General features: G+C 70.5%; 11 protein-coding genes. 7 read left to right on the forward strand and 4 right to left on the reverse strand.

The genetic code is table 11. From position 1 onward, the window contains the following. Window positions 1–28 precede the first annotated feature (28 nt). Both ACQPWZ_RS08815 and hrpB read left to right on the forward strand, forming a co-directional pair. The gene (locus ACQPWZ_RS08815) at window positions 29–850 is read left to right on the forward strand and encodes a class I SAM-dependent methyltransferase (protein WP_340472511.1); all 822 of its coding nucleotides are present in this window, start codon (window positions 29–31) and stop codon (window positions 848–850) included. Next, window positions 847–3,390 (forward strand): ATP-dependent helicase HrpB, encoded by a 2,544-nt coding sequence (gene hrpB, locus ACQPWZ_RS08820; RefSeq protein ID WP_433571050.1) that lies wholly within the window; start codon window positions 847–849, stop codon window positions 3,388–3,390. The genes ACQPWZ_RS08815 and hrpB overlap by 4 nt, the downstream gene beginning before the upstream one ends. Before the next feature lie 6 nt (window positions 3,391–3,396). Here the strand turns inward: hrpB and ACQPWZ_RS08825 are convergent, their stop codons facing one another. The 3 genes from ACQPWZ_RS08825 to ACQPWZ_RS08835 form a co-directional block, all read right to left on the reverse strand. Continuing rightward, the gene (locus ACQPWZ_RS08825; protein WP_433571051.1) at window positions 3,397–4,386 is read right to left on the reverse strand and encodes a DUF3068 domain-containing protein; all 990 of its coding nucleotides are present in this window, start codon (window positions 4,384–4,386) and stop codon (window positions 3,397–3,399) included. Window positions 4,387–4,399: 13 nt separating this feature from the next. Continuing rightward, on the reverse strand, window positions 4,400–4,537 hold the full coding sequence (locus ACQPWZ_RS08830) for an SPW_0924 family protein (RefSeq protein ID WP_313946971.1): 138 nt from the start codon (window positions 4,535–4,537) through the stop codon (window positions 4,400–4,402). A gap of 158 nt (window positions 4,538–4,695) precedes the next feature. Further along, window positions 4,696–6,426, reverse strand: a complete 1,731-nt coding sequence (locus tag ACQPWZ_RS08835) for a lytic transglycosylase domain-containing protein (RefSeq protein WP_433571052.1) — start codon at window positions 6,424–6,426, stop codon at window positions 4,696–4,698. 199 nt (window positions 6,427–6,625) lie between these two features. Between ACQPWZ_RS08835 and ACQPWZ_RS08840 the strand changes: the two genes are divergently transcribed. Next, the gene (locus ACQPWZ_RS08840; protein WP_433571053.1) at window positions 6,626–7,444 is read left to right on the forward strand and encodes a DUF4184 family protein; all 819 of its coding nucleotides are present in this window, start codon (window positions 6,626–6,628) and stop codon (window positions 7,442–7,444) included. A gap of 115 nt (window positions 7,445–7,559) precedes the next feature. Here the strand turns inward: ACQPWZ_RS08840 and polA are convergent, their stop codons facing one another. Then, window positions 7,560–10,214 (reverse strand): DNA polymerase I, encoded by a 2,655-nt coding sequence (gene polA / locus ACQPWZ_RS08845; protein WP_433573790.1) that lies wholly within the window; start codon window positions 10,212–10,214, stop codon window positions 7,560–7,562. A gap of 201 nt (window positions 10,215–10,415) precedes the next feature. On the opposite strand from polA, the gene ACQPWZ_RS08850 reads away from it, so the two are divergent. The 4 genes from ACQPWZ_RS08850 (at window position 10,416) to ACQPWZ_RS08865 (ending at window position 16,311) form a co-directional block, all read left to right on the forward strand. Beyond that, window positions 10,416–12,689: an FdhF/YdeP family oxidoreductase gene (locus ACQPWZ_RS08850; protein WP_433571054.1), complete on the forward strand. Its 2,274-nt coding sequence runs from the start codon at window positions 10,416–10,418 to the stop codon at window positions 12,687–12,689. 100 nt (window positions 12,690–12,789) lie between these two features. Then, window positions 12,790–13,275 carry a PaaI family thioesterase gene (locus ACQPWZ_RS08855; protein ID WP_340472517.1) on the forward strand — a complete coding sequence of 162 codons (486 nt, stop codon included), beginning with the start codon at window positions 12,790–12,792 and terminating at the stop codon, window positions 13,273–13,275. Window positions 13,276–13,948: 673 nt separating this feature from the next. After that, window positions 13,949–14,404 (forward strand): S26 family signal peptidase, encoded by a 456-nt coding sequence (locus ACQPWZ_RS08860; RefSeq protein ID WP_433571055.1) that lies wholly within the window; start codon window positions 13,949–13,951, stop codon window positions 14,402–14,404. Next, window positions 14,401–16,311, forward strand: coding sequence for a BTAD domain-containing putative transcriptional regulator (locus tag ACQPWZ_RS08865; RefSeq protein WP_433571056.1), 1,911 nt, complete (start codon window positions 14,401–14,403; stop codon window positions 16,309–16,311). The genes ACQPWZ_RS08860 and ACQPWZ_RS08865 overlap by 4 nt, the downstream gene beginning before the upstream one ends.

Consider the following 16,311-nt stretch of genomic DNA (forward strand, 5'->3'; position numbering starts at 1 on the left):
CTGAACGCAAACTACAACGACGGTGGAAATGATCCAAGACCTGAGCCACCTCCAGGATCCAGAACCGGAAGCCACCCGGCGTGACACCGGGACCACGGAGAGCAGCCGGGCCAGTCGCGGGTGGTGGGACCGCCACGCCGACGAGTACCAGAGCGAGCACGGCGCCTTCCTCGGTGACGACCATTTCGTCTGGGGACCGGAAGGGCTCGACGAGGCGGAGGCCGGACTGCTCGGCCCCGTCTCCTTGCTGGAGGGCCTGGACATTCTCGAGATCGGCGCGGGCGCGGCGCAGTGCTCGCGCTGGCTGAAGGCGCAGGGCGCGCGCCCGGTGGCGCTCGACCTCTCGCACCGCCAGCTCCAGCACGCGCTGCGGATCGGCGGCGGCATTCCCCTGGTGGAGGCGGACGCGACGGCGCTGCCCTTCGCCGACGCCTCCTTCGATCTGGCCTGTTCCGCCTACGGGGCGGTGCCGTTCGTGGCCGATCCGGTGCAGGTGTTCACCGAGGTCCACCGGGTGCTGCGGCCCGGCGGGCGCTGGGTCTTCTCGGTTACGCACCCCGTGCGCTGGGCGTTCCCGGACGAGCCGGGCCCCGAGGGCCTGAGCGTGGCCGCGTCGTACTTCGACCGCACGCCGTACGTCGAGCAGGACGACACGGGCCGCGCGGTCTACGTCGAGCACCACCGGACGCTCGGCGACCGGGTGCGGGACGTGGTCGCGGGCGGCTTCCGCCTGGTGGACCTGGTCGAACCGGAGTGGCCGGCCTGGAACAGCCAGGAGTGGGGCGGCTGGTCCCCGCTGCGCGGGAACCTGATCCCGGGGACGGCCATCTTCGTCTGCGAGCGGGCGTGAGCGGGGAGGACGGGCTCGGTATACGGAAGGGGCAGGCGGAGCGGCTGCCGGTGCGTTCGACGCTGCCGGCGCTGGAGCAGGCTCTCGACACGCACGGCTGCGCGGTGCTGTGCGCGCCGCCCGGGACGGGCAAGACAACTCTCGTACCGCTCGTGCTCGCCGGGCGTGGCGCGCGGGTGGTCGTCGCCGAGCCGCGGCGGATCGCGGCCCGGGCGGCGGCGCGGCGCATGGCCTGGCTGCTGGGCGAGCGGGTGGGGCAGAGGGTCGGCTTCACCGTCCGCGGTGAGCGGGTGGTCTCGGCCGACACGGTCGTCGAGGTGGTCACCACCGGTGTGCTGCTCCAGCGGCTCCAGCGTGACCAGGAGCTGGCCGGAATCGATGTGGTGATCCTCGACGAGTGCCACGAGCGGCATCTCGACGCGGACACGGTGGCCGCGTTCCTCCTGGACGTACGGGCCGCGCTGCGGCCGGAACTGAAGCTGGTGGCGGCGTCGGCGACCACCGATGCCGAGGGCTGGGCGCGACTGCTCGGCAACGCCCCGGTGGTCGAGGCGCAGGGCACCACGCATCCGGTGCAGGTGGTGTGGGCCCCTCCGGTGCGGCCGGTGCGGCCGCCGCACGGCATGCGCGTGGATCCCGCGCTGCTGACGCATGTGGCGTCGGTGATCCGGCGGGCCCTGGCCGAGCAGAGCGGGGATGTCCTGTGCTTTCTGCCCGGAGTCGGGGAGATCGGCAGGGTCGCCGGACAGCTGGGCGGCGTGGACGCGGAGGTGCTCCAGGTCCACGGGCGCGCTCCGGCGGCGGTGCAGGACGCGGTGCTGGCGGGCTCGGCGGGCGTCCGGCGGGTGGTGCTGGCCACCTCGGTGGCCGAATCGAGCCTGACGGTGCCGGGCGTCCGGACCGTGGTGGACGCGGGGCTCGCGCGCGAGCCCCGCATGGACCACGCACGAGGACTGAGCGCTCTCACCACGGTCCGCGTCTCGCAGGCGGCAGCCCGCCAGCGGGCGGGCCGCGCCGGCCGCGAGGCCCCGGGCACGGTGTACCGCTGCTGGTCCGAGGCGGAGGACGGCCGGCTGGTCCGCTTCCCCTCCCCCGAGATCAAGGTCGCCGATCTGACGGCCTTCGCGTTGCAGACCGCGTGCTGGGGCGACCCGTCCGCCACCGGGCTCGCCCTGCTGGACCAGCCGCCGGCCGGTGCGATGTCGGCGGCGCGCTCGGTGCTGTCCGCGATCGGTGCGGTGGACGCGGAGGGCCGGGCGACGCAGCGGGGCACCACGCTGTCCCGCATCGGTGTCCACCCCCGGCTGGCGCGGGCTCTGCTGGACGGCGCGCCGGAGGTGGGCGCGCGCCGCGCGGCGGAGGTGGTGGCGTTGCTGAGCGAGGAGCCGCCGCGGGAGTACGGGGACGATCTGGCGGCGGCCTGGCGCACGGCGCGGCGCGGTGGCGACGCGTATGCCGGCCGGTGGACCTCTCAGGCCCGCCGACTGGAGTCGTCACTGGCGGGAGCAGGCGGCCATGGCCCGGGGAAGGGGTGCCAGGGCGGGGCCGGTCAGGGAGAGGACGCCGTCGCGGGGCTCGTGACGGCCCTCGCGTTTCCCGAGCGCATCGCCAGGGCTCGCGGCGAGGGAGCCCTTCTGATGGCTTCCGGGACCGGGGCGGAGCTCGCGGCGGGATCCCGTCTGCGGACGTCCGGCTGGCTGGCGGTCGCGGTGGCCGACCGCCCGTCCGCCGCCGCCTCGGCCCGCGTACGCCTCGCCGCCGTCGTCGGCGAGGACACCGCCCGCAGGGCCGCTTCCCATCTCCTCGCCGACGGCGAGGAGGTCCACTGGGAGAACGGGGACGTCGTCGCCCGGGACGTCCGGCGGCTCGGGGCGATCGAGCTGTCCGCCCGCGCACTCAGAAACCCGGACCCCGCTCTCGTCCGTGCCGCCCTCCTCGACGGGCTGCACCGTGAGGGGCTCGGTCTGCTGCACTGGACGCGGGACGCGGAGGGGCTGCGCGAACGCCTCGTCTTTTTGCACCGCGAGCTCGGCGACCCCTGGCCGGACGTGTCGGACACGGCCCTCCTGGACCGCGCCGGAGAGTGGCTGGAACCCGAGCTGTCACGCGCACGGCGGCGATCCGATCTCGGGCGCGTCCCGGCGGGTCAGGCGTTGCAGCGGCTGCTGCCCTGGGCGAGCGGTGCGGCTTCCCGGCTCGACGAGCTCGCGCCGGAGCGTATCGAGGTACCGAGCGGCTCGCGGATCCGTGTCGCGTACGGGGGTGCGCAGCCCGTCCTCGCGGTGAAGCTCCAGGAACTGTTCGGGCTGCGCGAGACACCGCGCGTCGCGGGCGTACCCGTTCTCGTCCATCTGCTCTCGCCCGCGGGCCGCCCCGCCGCCGTCACCGCCGACCTGGCGTCGTTCTGGAAGGACGGATACGCGGCCGTACGGGCCGAACTGCGTGGCCGCTACCCCAAGCATCCCTGGCCGCAGGACCCTTCGGCCGCGGAGCCGACCCGGCACACGAAGGCGCGTCAGGGCCGGGAGAGCCGGGGCTGACGGGTCTCAGGCCCCGACGGGCTCCGGCTCCCGGTCCGCCGAGGGCTCCCGCGGCCGGCGGCTGCGGGCCTCCAGCACCAGGGCGAGGGCGAGGAGTCCGCCGCCCAGGACCAGGAAGCCCCACGGCAGATACGCGGTCATGAGGAGCACCAGCCGTCGCTGGGAGGTGACGAGGGCGACCGTGTGGTCGACGTAGTCGGGGCGCATCTTCACATGACCGGAGAAGGCGGTCACCTTCTCCCGGCCGCCCAGCAGTGTGCCGCCGCGCAGCTCCTCCTGGTGGATCTCCTCACCGTTGACGGGTGCACCGGTGACCGGGTCGACCCAGAACATGCGTTTGGTGGTGTACCAGCGCGAAGTTCCGGTCTGCTTCTCCAGGGTGCTCGCGTCGACGCCGGGGATGGGCATCTTCTTCGGGTACGGCACCTTCGTCCACGGGATCGTCTGCTCGAAGTAGTAGACGTCCAGGCCCCGGAAGGTCTTGGTCCCCTTGTAGTGGATGGGCGCGGACGTCCTCGTCTGCGCGTCGAAGTACTCGTAGTCCCGCTTCTCGGTGAGGAAGGGCCACTTGAACTCGATGCCCTCGCGCCGCACCGCCTGACCGTCGACCGCCTCGCCGGTCGCGTGGACGGGTGCCTGGCTGTGGGCGTCGAAGATGTACCGCTCGGGGATCACGGAGACCATCGCGCCGTCGGGGCCCTGGACGTAGGAGAGCGAGTCCCACACGACGACATCGCGGCCGGCGCTGCGCTCGATCCGCTCCGACTCCTCCACATTGCCCTTGAGCGTCTGCACGATGGTGACCTTCTCGACCTCCTTCGCCTGGAGGGTGCCGTAGTCGAGGAGGGTCGCGGGCTTCGCCTCCAGCACCATCTCCTGGTACTGCCCCGGCGGGACCTTGGCGAGGCGCGGAAAGGCGTACCAGCGCAGCAGAGGTGAGAGCGCGGCGAAGAAGACGGCGAGGGCGAGGAGTACGAGACTGGCGCGGCGGCGCATGGGCCGGCCCTCCCTACTTCTTGGGGCCGGGGACGGTGGTCAGCAGCGGCTTCGGGGAGGTCTCGCCCGGGGGCGACCCCATCGCGGTGACCGTGAGGACGAGGGCGAGGGCGGCGGCCAGCCCGATGGCGGCGGCGACAAGTGCGCGCATGCTCTGCCTCCCGGGGCGTCAGAACCCACCCACCCAGTATCTGATACAGCGTCAGAACGGGGGCACCGTAGCAATCCGGCCGCGAGATGAGAACACGTAGCACCGCCCCTCTGCCGAGCGGTGGCAAAGGGGCGGTGCCGTCTGGGTCGTGCCGCGGGTCAGGCGGCCGGGGACGCCGGAGTACTCGGGGTGGCGGGCGGCGTCGCGGGCGGGGTCGTCGGGGTCTCCGGTGCGACCACCTTCAGCTCGATGGTCACCGTGCCGCCTCCGGCGGTGGTGAGCCGCAGGAGGAAGGTGCCGGTCTGGCCGTCCGCGAAGATCTTCGGGAGGGTCAGCAGACCGTCGGCCCGGGTCGTGAGGTCCGTGAGCGTGCGGACCGGCTCGTCCTCGGCGTCCTTGAAGTACGGACCCTTGTCGTTCGCCGTCGGGTCCTCCGCGCTCTTGATGAGGGTGGCGGTGACCGGGACACCTTCGGCCGCGGAGCCCTTGTACGTGGCCTTGAGCTCGACCGCCTGCGCGAACTCCGCGCCGGGCGCGGCCGTCAGCACCTCGTGGCTGGTCCGGCGGATCGCGTCCGCGGCACGCGGGACGACGGTTCCGGTGAAACTGACCGGAGGAAGCGTGCGTCCCACGACCGAGGCCCGCACGGTGAACGTGCCGGTCTTCTCACCGGCCTTGATGACGGGCGCGGCCACGGTGCCGTCGGCGCCGGTGGCGGCGACGGTGCTCGTCTTGCCGCCGGCGAAGCGGGCGTCGGTGTCCCCGACGATCTCGAAGCGAACGGGCTGCTTGGCGACCGTGCGGCCCGCGGCGTTCTTCACGCGGACGGTGGCCTTCTCGGCGAAGTCGCGCCCCGCCATGGCGGTCAGCTCGGCCGCACCGGCGCGCTCGATCCGGGCGATCGGCGACGGCGGCGTCGTGGTCGGCGGGGGTGTGGTCGGCGGCGTCGTCGGAGGCGTCGTCGGCTTGGTGCCGCCACCGGGCTTGGCCGGCGGGGGCGTCGTACCGGGAGTGCCCGGCGGGGTCGGGGAGGGCGACGGCAGCGTCTCGGCGCCGGCGGGGAAGGAGTCGGGCCCGCTCGTGTCGGGCAGAACGCCGGCACCGTCCGGGACCTCGTGCGTACCGCGCTTGTAGTACTCGAACCAGGACAGCACCGTCCGCAGGTACTCCTGGGAGTGGTTGTAGCCGAGGATCGCGCGGTTGAGGTGCGACGTGACCCCGAGATCCCGGTCGCCCGCGCAGAGGTAACGGCCCGCGGCCAGCGCAGCGTCGTAGATGTTGTTCGGGTCCTTGCGGCCGTCGCCGTTGGCGTCCTGGCCCCACGTCGCCCAGGTCGAGGGGATGAACTGCATCGGGCCGACCGCGCGGTCGTGCGTCGAGTCGCCGTCGAAGGCACCATTGTCGGTGTCCGAGATGTTCGCGAAGCCGACGCCGTTGAGCACGGGGCCGAGGATCGGCGAGAAGGTGGTGCCGTCGGCGTCGACCTTGCCGCCGCGCGCCTGGCCGGACTCCACCTTGCCGATGGCGGCGAGCAGTTGCCACGGCACATGGCAGCCGGGGTCCGAGGCCGCGATGGTCTGCTCGGCCTGCTTGTAGGCGGCGAGGACGGTCGCGGGTATGCCCGCTTCCGCCGTTCCCGTTGCCGGCAGGTCGACCGAGGTGCCGGGCTTGCCGGGGGTGTTGAGCGGCGGCAGGTCGGTGTAGTACGGGGAGTTGCCGGTGACCGGGGTGCCCGGCGGCGGCGTGACGTCGGACGCTCCCTGGCTGTCACCCGTGGTGGCATGCGTGATGCCGGGCGCCTGTGAGGCGGAGAGTGCGGCCACAGCAGCCGCGGCCACTGCGGTCGTGGTCGCTCCCCTGCGCAGCCGGCGGCCGAATTGCGCTGCCATACGTCTGTTCCCTCCCGAGGTGCCGCGCGCTCCCCAGCGCGATGACTCAGGCGACCCTACGGCACCTATGTGCCTCAGGACACCGTTACCTGACCGGTTTTCACCACTTCGCCATCTCCGGATCCGCCGGATTCTGGCACCGGACCATCACGCATACTGACCGTCGGAGATCCGGATCGGTTCCAGGGGGACATCACGCATGCCGTTCACGCTGAGCCACGCCGCCGCGGTGCTGCCCGGCATCCGCCGGGACGGACGGGCGCGCGGACCACTGCTCGCCTCGGCGCTCGTGACGGGCTCGCTCGCGCCGGACATGACGTATTTCGCCGCGACGGCGGTGCCCGGGGCCATGGAGTTCGGGGAGTTCACGCATGCGCCGGCCGGTGTGCTGACCGTCGATGTGGCCGTCGCGGCCGCGCTGGTGGCGGTGTGGCTGATGGTGCGCGACCCGCTGCTGGCCCTGCTGCCCACCCGATGGCAGGGGCGCGTCCACGCCTGCGTCCTGGGCGAGGGCGGGAGCGGGAGCGGCCGGCGGGACCTGGCCTTCGGGTTCCGCTTCTATGTCTCGGCCGTGCTCGGCGCGCTCACGCATGTGGTGTGGGACGCCTTCACCCATCACGACCGCTGGGGCACCCGGGTACTGCCGGTGCTCAACGAGACGGTGGCCGGTCTCGGGCTCTTCCAGTACGCGCAGTACGGCAGTTCGGCACTCGCGCTGGTGGTCCTCGGCTGGTTCCTGATGTCCGCGGTGCGGCGGCAGCCCGCGGTCGCACCGCCGGCGTCCGTGCCGGTGCTCGACAGCCGGGGGCGGCGGCTCGCCGTGGCCCTGCTGGGAGGCTGCGTCCTCCTCGGAGTCGTCCAGCGGTGTGCTCGCTGGTACGCGTACTACGGGCACATCAGCTCGCCCCTCGACATCATCCCGACGGCCTGCTTCGGCGCGGGTACGGGGCTCGCGGTGGGCATGGTGGTGTACGGGGCGGGAATGCGCCTGCGCGGACGGGCGGTTGAACGCGTCTGACCCCCGCCCCTCCCCCACCGCTTCCGGGCGGGGGACGGACAGGGGCCCGAGCGAATCCGCCCCCCGGCGGACAGGGGCCGGAGCGGGGCCGCTCTTCCTGACGGGGCAAGCAGGCTCAGTGGGCCGCGGACTCCCAGTCCGTGCCCACGCCCACCGAGACGTCCAGCGGCGCGCGCAGCGACGTGGCCGCCGACATCTCCCGGCGGACAATCGTCTCCACCTGCTCGCGCTCGCCCGGGGCGATCTCCAGCACGATTTCGTCATGGACCTGGAGCAGCAGCCGCGAGGTGAGCTCCGCCTCGCGCAGCGCCCGGTCCACCCGGAGCATGGCGACCTTGACGATGTCCGCGGCGGTGCCCTGGATCGGGGCGTTCAGCGCCATCCGCTCGGCCGCCTCACGGCGCTGCCGGTTGTCGCTGTTGAGGTCGGGGAGATAGCGGCGACGGCCGAGCATCGTCGCGGTGTATCCCGTCGCCCGCGCCTCGTCCACGACATTGCGCAGATAGTCGCGCACGCCGCCGAACCGCTCGAAGTAGGTGTCCATCAGCGCCCGCGCCTCACCCGCCTCGATGTTCAGCTGCTGGGAGAGCCCGAACGCCGAGAGCCCGTAGGCCAGGCCGTACGACATGGCCTTGATCTTGCGGCGCATCTCCGCGTCGACCGCGGACGACGCGACCTCGAACACCTGGGAGGCGACGGTGTTGTGCAGGTCCTCACCGGAGGCGAAGGCCTCCAGCAGCCCCTCGTCCTCGGAGAGATGGGCCATGACCCGCAGCTCGATCTGGCTGTAGTCGGCGGTCATCAGCGACTCGAAGCCCTCGCCGACGACGAAGCCGCGGCGGATGGCGCGCCCCTCGTCGGTGCGCACCGGCACGTTCTGCAGGTTCGGGTCGGTCGAGGACAGCCGGCCGGTGGCCGCGACGGTCTGGCTGAAGGTGGTGTGGACCCGGCCGTCGGCCGCGATCGTCTTGATGAGCCCCTCGACCGTGGACCGCAGGCGGGCCTGCTCACGGTGGCGCAGCATGATGACCGGCAGTTCGTGCTCGGTCTGGGCCGCCAGCCAGGCCAGCGCGTCCGCGTCCGTGGTGTAACCGGTCTTGGTCTTCTTGGTCTTGGGGAGGTTCAGCTCGCCGAAGAAGACTTCCTGGAGCTGCTTGGGCGAACCGAGGTTGAACTCGTGGCCCACCGCGGCGTGCGCCTCCTTCACCGCCTGCTGCACGGCCCCCGCGAACTGCACCTCCATCGCCTCCAGATGGGCGCGGTCGGCCGCGATGCCGTGCCGCTCCATCCGGGCGAGCAGCAGCGAGGTGGGCAGCTCCACGTCGTGCAGCAGCTCGGCGGCGCCGACCTCCTTGAGCTTCTCGCCGAACGCCTCACCGAGGTCGAGGACCGCGCGGGCCTGCGCCATCAGGGCGTCGGCCTCGGCGCTCTCGTCGGTGCCGAACGCCAGCTGGCCGTCGGCGGTGGCCGGGGCGAGCTCGCGGTGGAGGTACTCGACGGACAGCGCGTCCAGCGCGAAGGAACGGCGCCCGGGCTTGACCAGATAGGCGGCGAGGGCGGTGTCCATGGTGACGCCGGCGATGTCCCAGCCGTGCTCCGGGAAGACCCGCAGCGCTTCCTTGGCGCTGTGCATGACCTTGGGCCTGGCCGGGTCGGCGATCCAGGCGGCGAAGGCGCGCTCGTCGGACTCGTCCAGCTGCGTGGTGTCGAACCAGGCAGCCGCTCCACCGGCCGCGGCCAGCGCGACCTCGCTGACGCTGCCGACGCCGAGTCCCCAGGCGGTGACGGTGGCCACGCCGAGCAGCTGGGTGCCGTGCTCCTCCAGCCAGGGGGCCAGCTCGCCGGCGCCCAGGACACTGCCGTCCAGCTCGACGCCGGCGTCCGGGGCGGGGGCCTCGTCCTCCTCGGCGCCCGGGTCCACGGCGAGCAGCCGCTCGCGCAGGCTCGGATTGCGGATCTCGAGGACTTCCAGGAAGCCCTTCAGCGCGGTCCGGTCGTACGGCGCGCGCTCCAGCTCGGTGACGCCCTTCGACAGCTCGACGTCCCTCACCAGCTCGGTGAGATGGCGGTTGAGCTTGACGGAATCCAGGTGGTCGCGCAGGGCCTGACCGACCTTGCCCTTGACCTCGTCGGCGCGCTCGACCAGCTCGGCGAACGAGCCGTACTGGGCGATCCACTTGGTGGCCGTCTTCTCGCCGACGCCCGGGATGCCCGGCAGGTTGTCCGACGGGTCGCCGCGCAGGGCGGCGAAGTCGGGGTACTGCTGCGGGCTCAGTCCGTACTTCTCCTGGACCTTGGCCGGGGTGAAGCGGGTCAGCTCCGAGACGCCCTTGGTGGGGTACAGCACGGTGGTGTGATCGCTCACGAGCTGGAAGGAGTCGCGGTCGCCGGTGACGATCAGCACGTCGAAGCCCGCGGCCTCGGCCTGGGTGGCGAGCGTGGCGATGACGTCGTCCGCCTCGAAGCCGTCCACGGCGAACCGCACGGCGTTCATCGTGTCCAGCAGCTCACCGATCAGCTCGACCTGGCCCTTGAACTCGTCGGGCGTCTTGGAGCGGTTGGCTTTGTACTCGGGGAAGTCCTGGGATCGCCAGGTCTTGCGGGACACGTCGAAGGCCACGGCGAAATGCGTGGGCGCCTCGTCGCGCAGCGTGTTCGCCAGCATCGACGCGAAGCCGTAGATGGCATTGGTCGTCTGGCCGCTCGCGGTCGTGAAGTTCTCCGCGGGCAGCGCGAAGAACGCCCGGTACGCCAGGGAGTGCCCGTCCATGAGGAGCAGGCGCGGACGGTTGTCGTCTGGGGTCTTCTTCGATGCTGTCTCAGCCACGGACACGATCCTGCCACGGACCACTGACATTGCCGCTCACACCGGCCCCTGCCGAGCACTCCTGAGCGACGGGTGACGGGACCGGCGGCGCCCGTGACAGGATTGGATGCATACGACACAGGAACGCGCCCGAGGGGGAGCACGATGGCCAGCAAGCCGCCCGCAGGTGATCCGGTCCAGGACGCTCCGCAGGTCGCCGAGCCGCAGCACGCGGCGGCCGGCCTGCCCGCCGTCGGGTACACACTCAAGATCGCCCAGCAGCAGATGGGCCTGCGGCGAACCGCGCAGACCCTCCTCAAGGTCAACCAGGAGGACGGCTTCGACTGCCCCGGGTGCGCCTGGCCGGAGGGTGATCACCGGCACACGGCGGAGTTCTGCGAGAACGGCGCGAAGGCGGTCGCCGAGGAGGCGACGCTGCGGCGGGTCACCCCCGACTTCTTCGCCGCACACCCGCTCGCGGACCTGGCCTCGCGCAGTGGGTACTGGCTCGGTCAGCAGGGCCGGATCACCCAGCCCATGTATCTGCCCGAGGGCGCCGACCGGTACGAGGCGGTCGCCTGGGAGCGGGCCTTCGAGATCATCGCCGAGGAGCTGACCGCGCTCTCCTCCCCCGACGAGGCGCTGTTCTACACCTCGGGCCGCACGAGCAACGAAACGGCGTTCCTGCTCCAGCTCTTCGCCCGCGAGTTCGGCACCAACAACCTGCCCGACTGCTCGAACATGTGCCATGAGTCCTCCGGCTCGGCGCTGACCGAGACGATCGGCATAGGCAAGGGCAGTGTCTCGCTGGAGGATCTCCACCAGGCGGACCTGATCATCGTGGCGGGCCAGAACCCCGGCACCAACCACCCCCGGATGCTCTCCGCCCTGGAGAAGGCCAAGGCGGCGGGCGCGCGGATCATGTCGGTGAACCCGCTGCCCGAGGCGGGGATGGAGCGGTTCAAGAATCCGCAGACCCCGCTCGGCATGATCAAGGGCGTCGCCCTCAACGATCTGTTCCTGCAGATCCGCATAGGCGGTGACCAGGCCCTGTTCCGGCTGCTGAACAAGCTGGTCCTGGAGGCGGAGGGGGCCGTCGACGAGGAGTTCGTCCGCGAACACACCCACGGGTACGAGGAGTTCGCCGCCGCGGCCCGGGACGCCGACTGGGACGAGACGCTGGCCGCCACCGGCCTGGACCGGGCCGCCATCGAGCGGGCGCTGGCGATGGTGCTCGAGTCGGAGCGGACCGTCGTGTGCTGGGCGATGGGCCTGACCCAGCACAAGCACTCCGTGGCGACGATCCGCGAAGTGGTCAACTTCCTGCTGCTGCGCGGCAACATCGGCCGTCCGGGCGCCGGTGTGTGTCCGGTGCGCGGACACTCCAACGTCCAGGGCGACCGCACCATGGGCATCTTCGAGCGGCCCGCCCCGGCGTTCCTGGACGCTCTGGAGCGGGAGTTCGGCTTCGCGCCGCCGCGCCACCACGGATTCGACGTCGTACGGTCGATCCGGGCGCTCCGGGACGGCGAGGCGAAGGTCTTCTTCGCCATGGGCGGCAACTTCGTGGGCGCCACACCCGATACCGAGGTCACCGAGGCGGCCGTGCGCCGGGCCCGGCTCACGGTCCATGTCTCGACCAAGCTGAACCGCTCGCACGCCGTCACGGGTGCGCGGGCCCTGATCCTTCCCACGCTGGGGCGCACTGACAAGGACGTCCAGGCCGGCGGACGCCAGGTGGTGACCGTCGAGGACTCGATGGGCATGGTGCACGCCTCGCGCGGCAACCTCACCCCGGCGAGCCCCCATCTGCTCTCCGAGCCGGCGATCGTCGCACGGCTGGCGCGGGCGGTACTGGGACCGGAGTCGCTGACGCCCTGGGAGGAGTTCGAGAAGGACTACGGAACGATCCGGGACCGCATCGCGCGCGTGGTGCCGGGCTTCGAGGACTTCAACACGAAGATCGCCCGGCCCGGCGGGTTCACGCTGCCGCACGCCCCGCGCGACGAACGGCGCTTCCCGACGGCCACCGGCAGGGCCAACTTCACGGCCGCGCCCATCGAGTACCCGAAGGTGCCCGAGGGCCGGCTGCTGCTGCAGACCCTGCGTTCGCACGATCAGTACAACACCACGATCTACGGCCTCGACGACCGCTACCGCGGGATCAAGGGCGGCCGCCGGGTGGTCCTGGTGAATCCGGACGACGCGGCCGAGCTGGGCCTCGGCGACGGCTCGTACACCGATCTGGTCAGCGAGTGGAAGGACGGCGTGGAGCGGCGGGCCCCCGGTTTCCGGGTGGTCCACTACCCGACCGCCCGGGGCTGCGCGGCGGCGTACTACCCGGAGACCAATGTGCTGGTGCCGCTGGACTCGACCGCGGACACCAGCAACACACCGGCGAGCAAGTCCGTGGTGGTGCGGTTCGAGCAGGCCGGATGACGGCGGGGCGGGAATGATCCCGCCCGGGCTAAGCGTTCGCTCAGGCATCTGGTAAGACGGTGCACACAGCACGCAAGGCAGCAGATCGGAGCAGGGCCCCATGGGCGAGCAGAAGACCGTCAACTTCCCGCAAGAGGTCATCGACGAGTACGCGGAGCTCGGGGTCGACCTGCCCGCGCTCTTCTCGGCCGGGACCCTGGGCGACCGCATGGGCGTGGAGATCACCGACGCCTCGGCGGAGCGGGTGGTCGGGACGATGCCCGTCGAGGGCAACACCCAGCCGTACGGACTGCTGCACGGCGGCGCCTCGGCCGTCCTCGCCGAGACGCTCGGCTCCGTGGGCTCGATGCTGCACGGCGGCACGAGCAAGATCGCGGTCGGGGTGGACCTCAACTGCACGCACCACCGGGGCGTGCGTTCGGGCACGGTGACCGGGGTGGCGACGCCGGTGCACCGGGGCCGCTCGACGGCGACGTACGAGATCGTGATCACGGACGAGCAGGGCAAGAGGGTGTGCACGGCGCGGCTGACGTGTCTGCTGCGGGACGCGGGCGGAGCGCCCGCCACTGGCGGGCAGACCACCTGACGGGCCTTGCCCGCGTGAAGCGGCTGCCCACGATCGCGGCCGCGGACTCGCGAACGCGACCGGATCGTGAACCCCGACCGCGAACGGCGGTCAGGGCCGCCGGTCGGGCCGATGGCAGCTCATCGGCCCACAGCGATTCCTCACAGCCCCGGGGGGCATGAAGAGCCGCTCCGATTTATCGACACGGCGAGCTTATGTAGCACTTTCCGCACGCGGTGTGCCCACCGACTACGTGGCACACCTTGCGCATGTAGAAGCCGTTGGGCAAGCAGTAGCAGATCGTTTCGAAGGTGGTGTCCGCCTTGGCCACCACCTTCGGCACGAAGATACTCAGCAGCTTGTCGCCGGCTGTTTCGATGAATCCGATCACGGTCTCCCTTTCAACGGCCTATGTGTGTCCAGCAAGGAACAACGCAAAGGTAACCGTCTGAGATATTGCGATCGATATATTCCGGGTACAGTCCGGACGAAATGACTTGCGCACCCGGCTGGGGCGCGTCGGATCGACGAATTGCCCGATATATCCATAGTGCAGCGGTTCATTGCTTATGGCGTTCACGGTCGGTCACGCTATGCCACCAGCAGGCCTTCGGCGTCATAAAAAACGCCGTTGACAGGCGCATCCGACGCTGTGCACGATCATTCCAACCGGGGGAATGACGGAGGCACGGCCATGTATGTTCTGTGGATCGCTGGAGGACTCTTATCCATCACCGGCGGAGTCCTCCTCGCCGTACGGCGGGCGCGCAGCAGCTTCGTCATTGTGACCGTCGAGGGCACCAGTATGACACCGACGCTTTCACCCGGGGATCAGGTCGTGGTCAAGCGTCGCAGAATCAGCGAGATACGACGCCGAGATATCGTGGTCATTCAGCCGCCGAAGATTCACGATGGACGATACGAATCGCTCGACGAGAAGCAATGGAACATCAAGCGGGTTGCCGCCCTTCCAGGAGACCCGGTACCCGACGGAATACCGGGTGCCCAAGAACTCGCTCAGGTACCTCAGGAATCCATGGTCGTTTTCGGGGACAACCACGACAGCATCGATTCTCGGCATCGTGGATTCTTCCCGACCGAACACGTCCTGGGAGTGGTAATTCGCCGACTGGGGGGTCGAGAATTGTGAGTCGGAAAAGCGTCGACTACGGGAAGTCCAGGAGTGTACAATTTCGCACTCTTGGGCCACTCAGTATTCTGACGGACGGTCGCCCGATTCCCATAGCAGCCGAGAAGCAGCGCACGGTTGTGGCGATGCTCATCACCCACCGGGGCAACGCCGTTCCTGTATCGGCACTGCTCGACGAGGTCTGGGGCGGCGAGCCACCTCAGTCGGCAGTACCCAATCTGCGCACCTACGTCATGCAACTGCGCCGGCTCCTTCAGCCGGTCGAGGCTTCGGGCCCCCCGAGGCTCATCACCTCCCGGTCCGGCTACGCACTCCGCCTGACGGACGACGAGTTCGACATCCCGCGATTCCTCGCGCTCACAGAGCAGGGACGCCGAGCCTCCGTGCGACGGGACATGACCGGCTCCGCACAGTCGTTCAGGAGCGCCTTGGCTCTGTGGCGGGGCGATCCGTTCGAGGACGTCATGGCGGGGCCGACTCTGCGAGAAGCCACGGCGAGTCTCATCGAGCAGTATCTGAACGCGGTCGAAGGCTACGCGGACACGGAACTCGCTCTCGGCCAGGGCGCCGCGGTGGTCGAGCCGTTGCGCAGGGTCGTGCGAAAGCATCCGCTCCGTGAGCGACTTCACCGGCAACTGATGGTCGCCCTCTATCAGAGCGGTGACGTGGCGAGTGCCCTGGGAGCCTTCACGGATGTCCGGGCAACGCTGCGGGACGAACTCGGCATGGACCCCGGGCAGGAACTCAGCAACACGCATCAGGCAATACTGCGCAGAGATCCCGAGTTGATGCCTGCCCGCATCACCGCCAACCTGGCGAGGTCCGCCGCCCGGCCCGTACCTGAAGCACCTCGACAGTTACCGAGAAAATCCACGGTCTTCGTCGGGCGGGAGCAGGAGTTGGCCGATGCGAGGCAGGTCCTGAATTCGCCATCCGGGGAAAGAGCGAGCGCGCCGGTGATGCTGCTGCACGGTCCCGGTGGGCGAGGCAAGTCCGCGCTCGCCCTGCGCATCGCGCATGCCATGGCGGAGTCGTACGTCGACGGCCAGCTCTATGCCGATCTGCAGGACACCGGATTCGGTGCGCGAGCACCTCTTCCGGTCGAGGTACTGGGCCGCTTTCTGCGTGCCCTCGGCGTGCCCCGTGACGACGTGCCCACCGATCCGGCCGAGGCCGCCGCCCGCTATCAGTCCATGCTGGCAGGACGACGCACCCTGATCGTCCTGGACAATGTGCTTCACCGAAATCAGGTGGCTCCGCTTCTGCCCGCCGAAGGCAACTGCGCGGTGCTCGTCACGAGCCGGAGCACCCTTCCCGCCTTGGACGCCGTCCGCATTCCGGTTGCCCCTCTGAACAGCATGGACTCCGTCCATATGCTGGCCCAGTTGATCGGCGAGCGGCGGGTTGCCGCAGAGCCGGACATGGCCTCGGAGATCTCCCGCCTCTGTCAGGGCAATCCACTCGCCCTCACCATCGTCGGTGCGCGATGTATCAGCCGGCCCGGCTGGCATCTCTCAGGCCTGACGGGCCGCCTGCGCAAGTCCGAGCGGCGACTGGACGAACTACAGGTCGCCGACCTGGCCATGCGTTCGTGTTACGCCACCAGCTACGAAGAGCTGTTACGGAGGGACCCGGAGCACGAAGCGGCCGCCGAGGCCTTTCGTCGGCTCAGCTTCCTGAGCTCTCCTTTCACCGCAGCCCTCGCCGCAGAGACGATCGGATCGAATCCGACAACCTCCGAGCGGATACTCGACGAACTCGTCGCCGTCGGCCTCTTGGACCCCGTAGGTCAGGATGTGTACCGCATGCCTGATCTCGTCCGGCTCTATGCCAGGGAGCTTGCCGACCATGAACGGCTGCCGCCTCATGCCTCGACGAGACTGGTCCTCACCCGGCCCCGCCGCTGA

Origin of the sequence: Streptomyces sp. CA-251247, assembly GCF_050952975.1 — a bacterium.
Taxonomy (GTDB): Bacteria; Actinomycetota; Actinomycetes; order Streptomycetales; family Streptomycetaceae; genus Streptomyces; species Streptomyces achmelvichensis.

Coding starts and splice junctions, on each gene's coding strand:
- ACQPWZ_RS08855 (WP_340472517.1), top strand. CDS start 12,790: ATGGGCGAGCAGAAGACCGTCAACTTCCCGCAAGAGGTCATCGACGAG.
- ACQPWZ_RS08840 (WP_433571053.1), top strand. CDS start 6,626: ATGCCGTTCACGCTGAGCCACGCCGCCGCGGTGCTGCCCGGCATCCGC.
- ACQPWZ_RS08835 (WP_433571052.1), bottom strand. CDS start 6,426: ATGGCAGCGCAATTCGGCCGCCGGCTGCGCAGGGGAGCGACCACGACC.
- ACQPWZ_RS08850 (WP_433571054.1), top strand. CDS start 10,416: ATGGCCAGCAAGCCGCCCGCAGGTGATCCGGTCCAGGACGCTCCGCAG.
- polA (WP_433573790.1), bottom strand. CDS start 10,214: ATGGACGGGCACTCCCTGGCGTACCGGGCGTTCTTCGCGCTGCCCGCG.
- ACQPWZ_RS08860 (WP_433571055.1), top strand. CDS start 13,949: ATGTATGTTCTGTGGATCGCTGGAGGACTCTTATCCATCACCGGCGGA.
- ACQPWZ_RS08830 (WP_313946971.1), bottom strand. CDS start 4,537: ATGCGCGCACTTGTCGCCGCCGCCATCGGGCTGGCCGCCGCCCTCGCC.
- ACQPWZ_RS08825 (WP_433571051.1), bottom strand. CDS start 4,386: ATGCGCCGCCGCGCCAGTCTCGTACTCCTCGCCCTCGCCGTCTTCTTC.
- ACQPWZ_RS08815 (WP_340472511.1), top strand. CDS start 29: ATGATCCAAGACCTGAGCCACCTCCAGGATCCAGAACCGGAAGCCACC.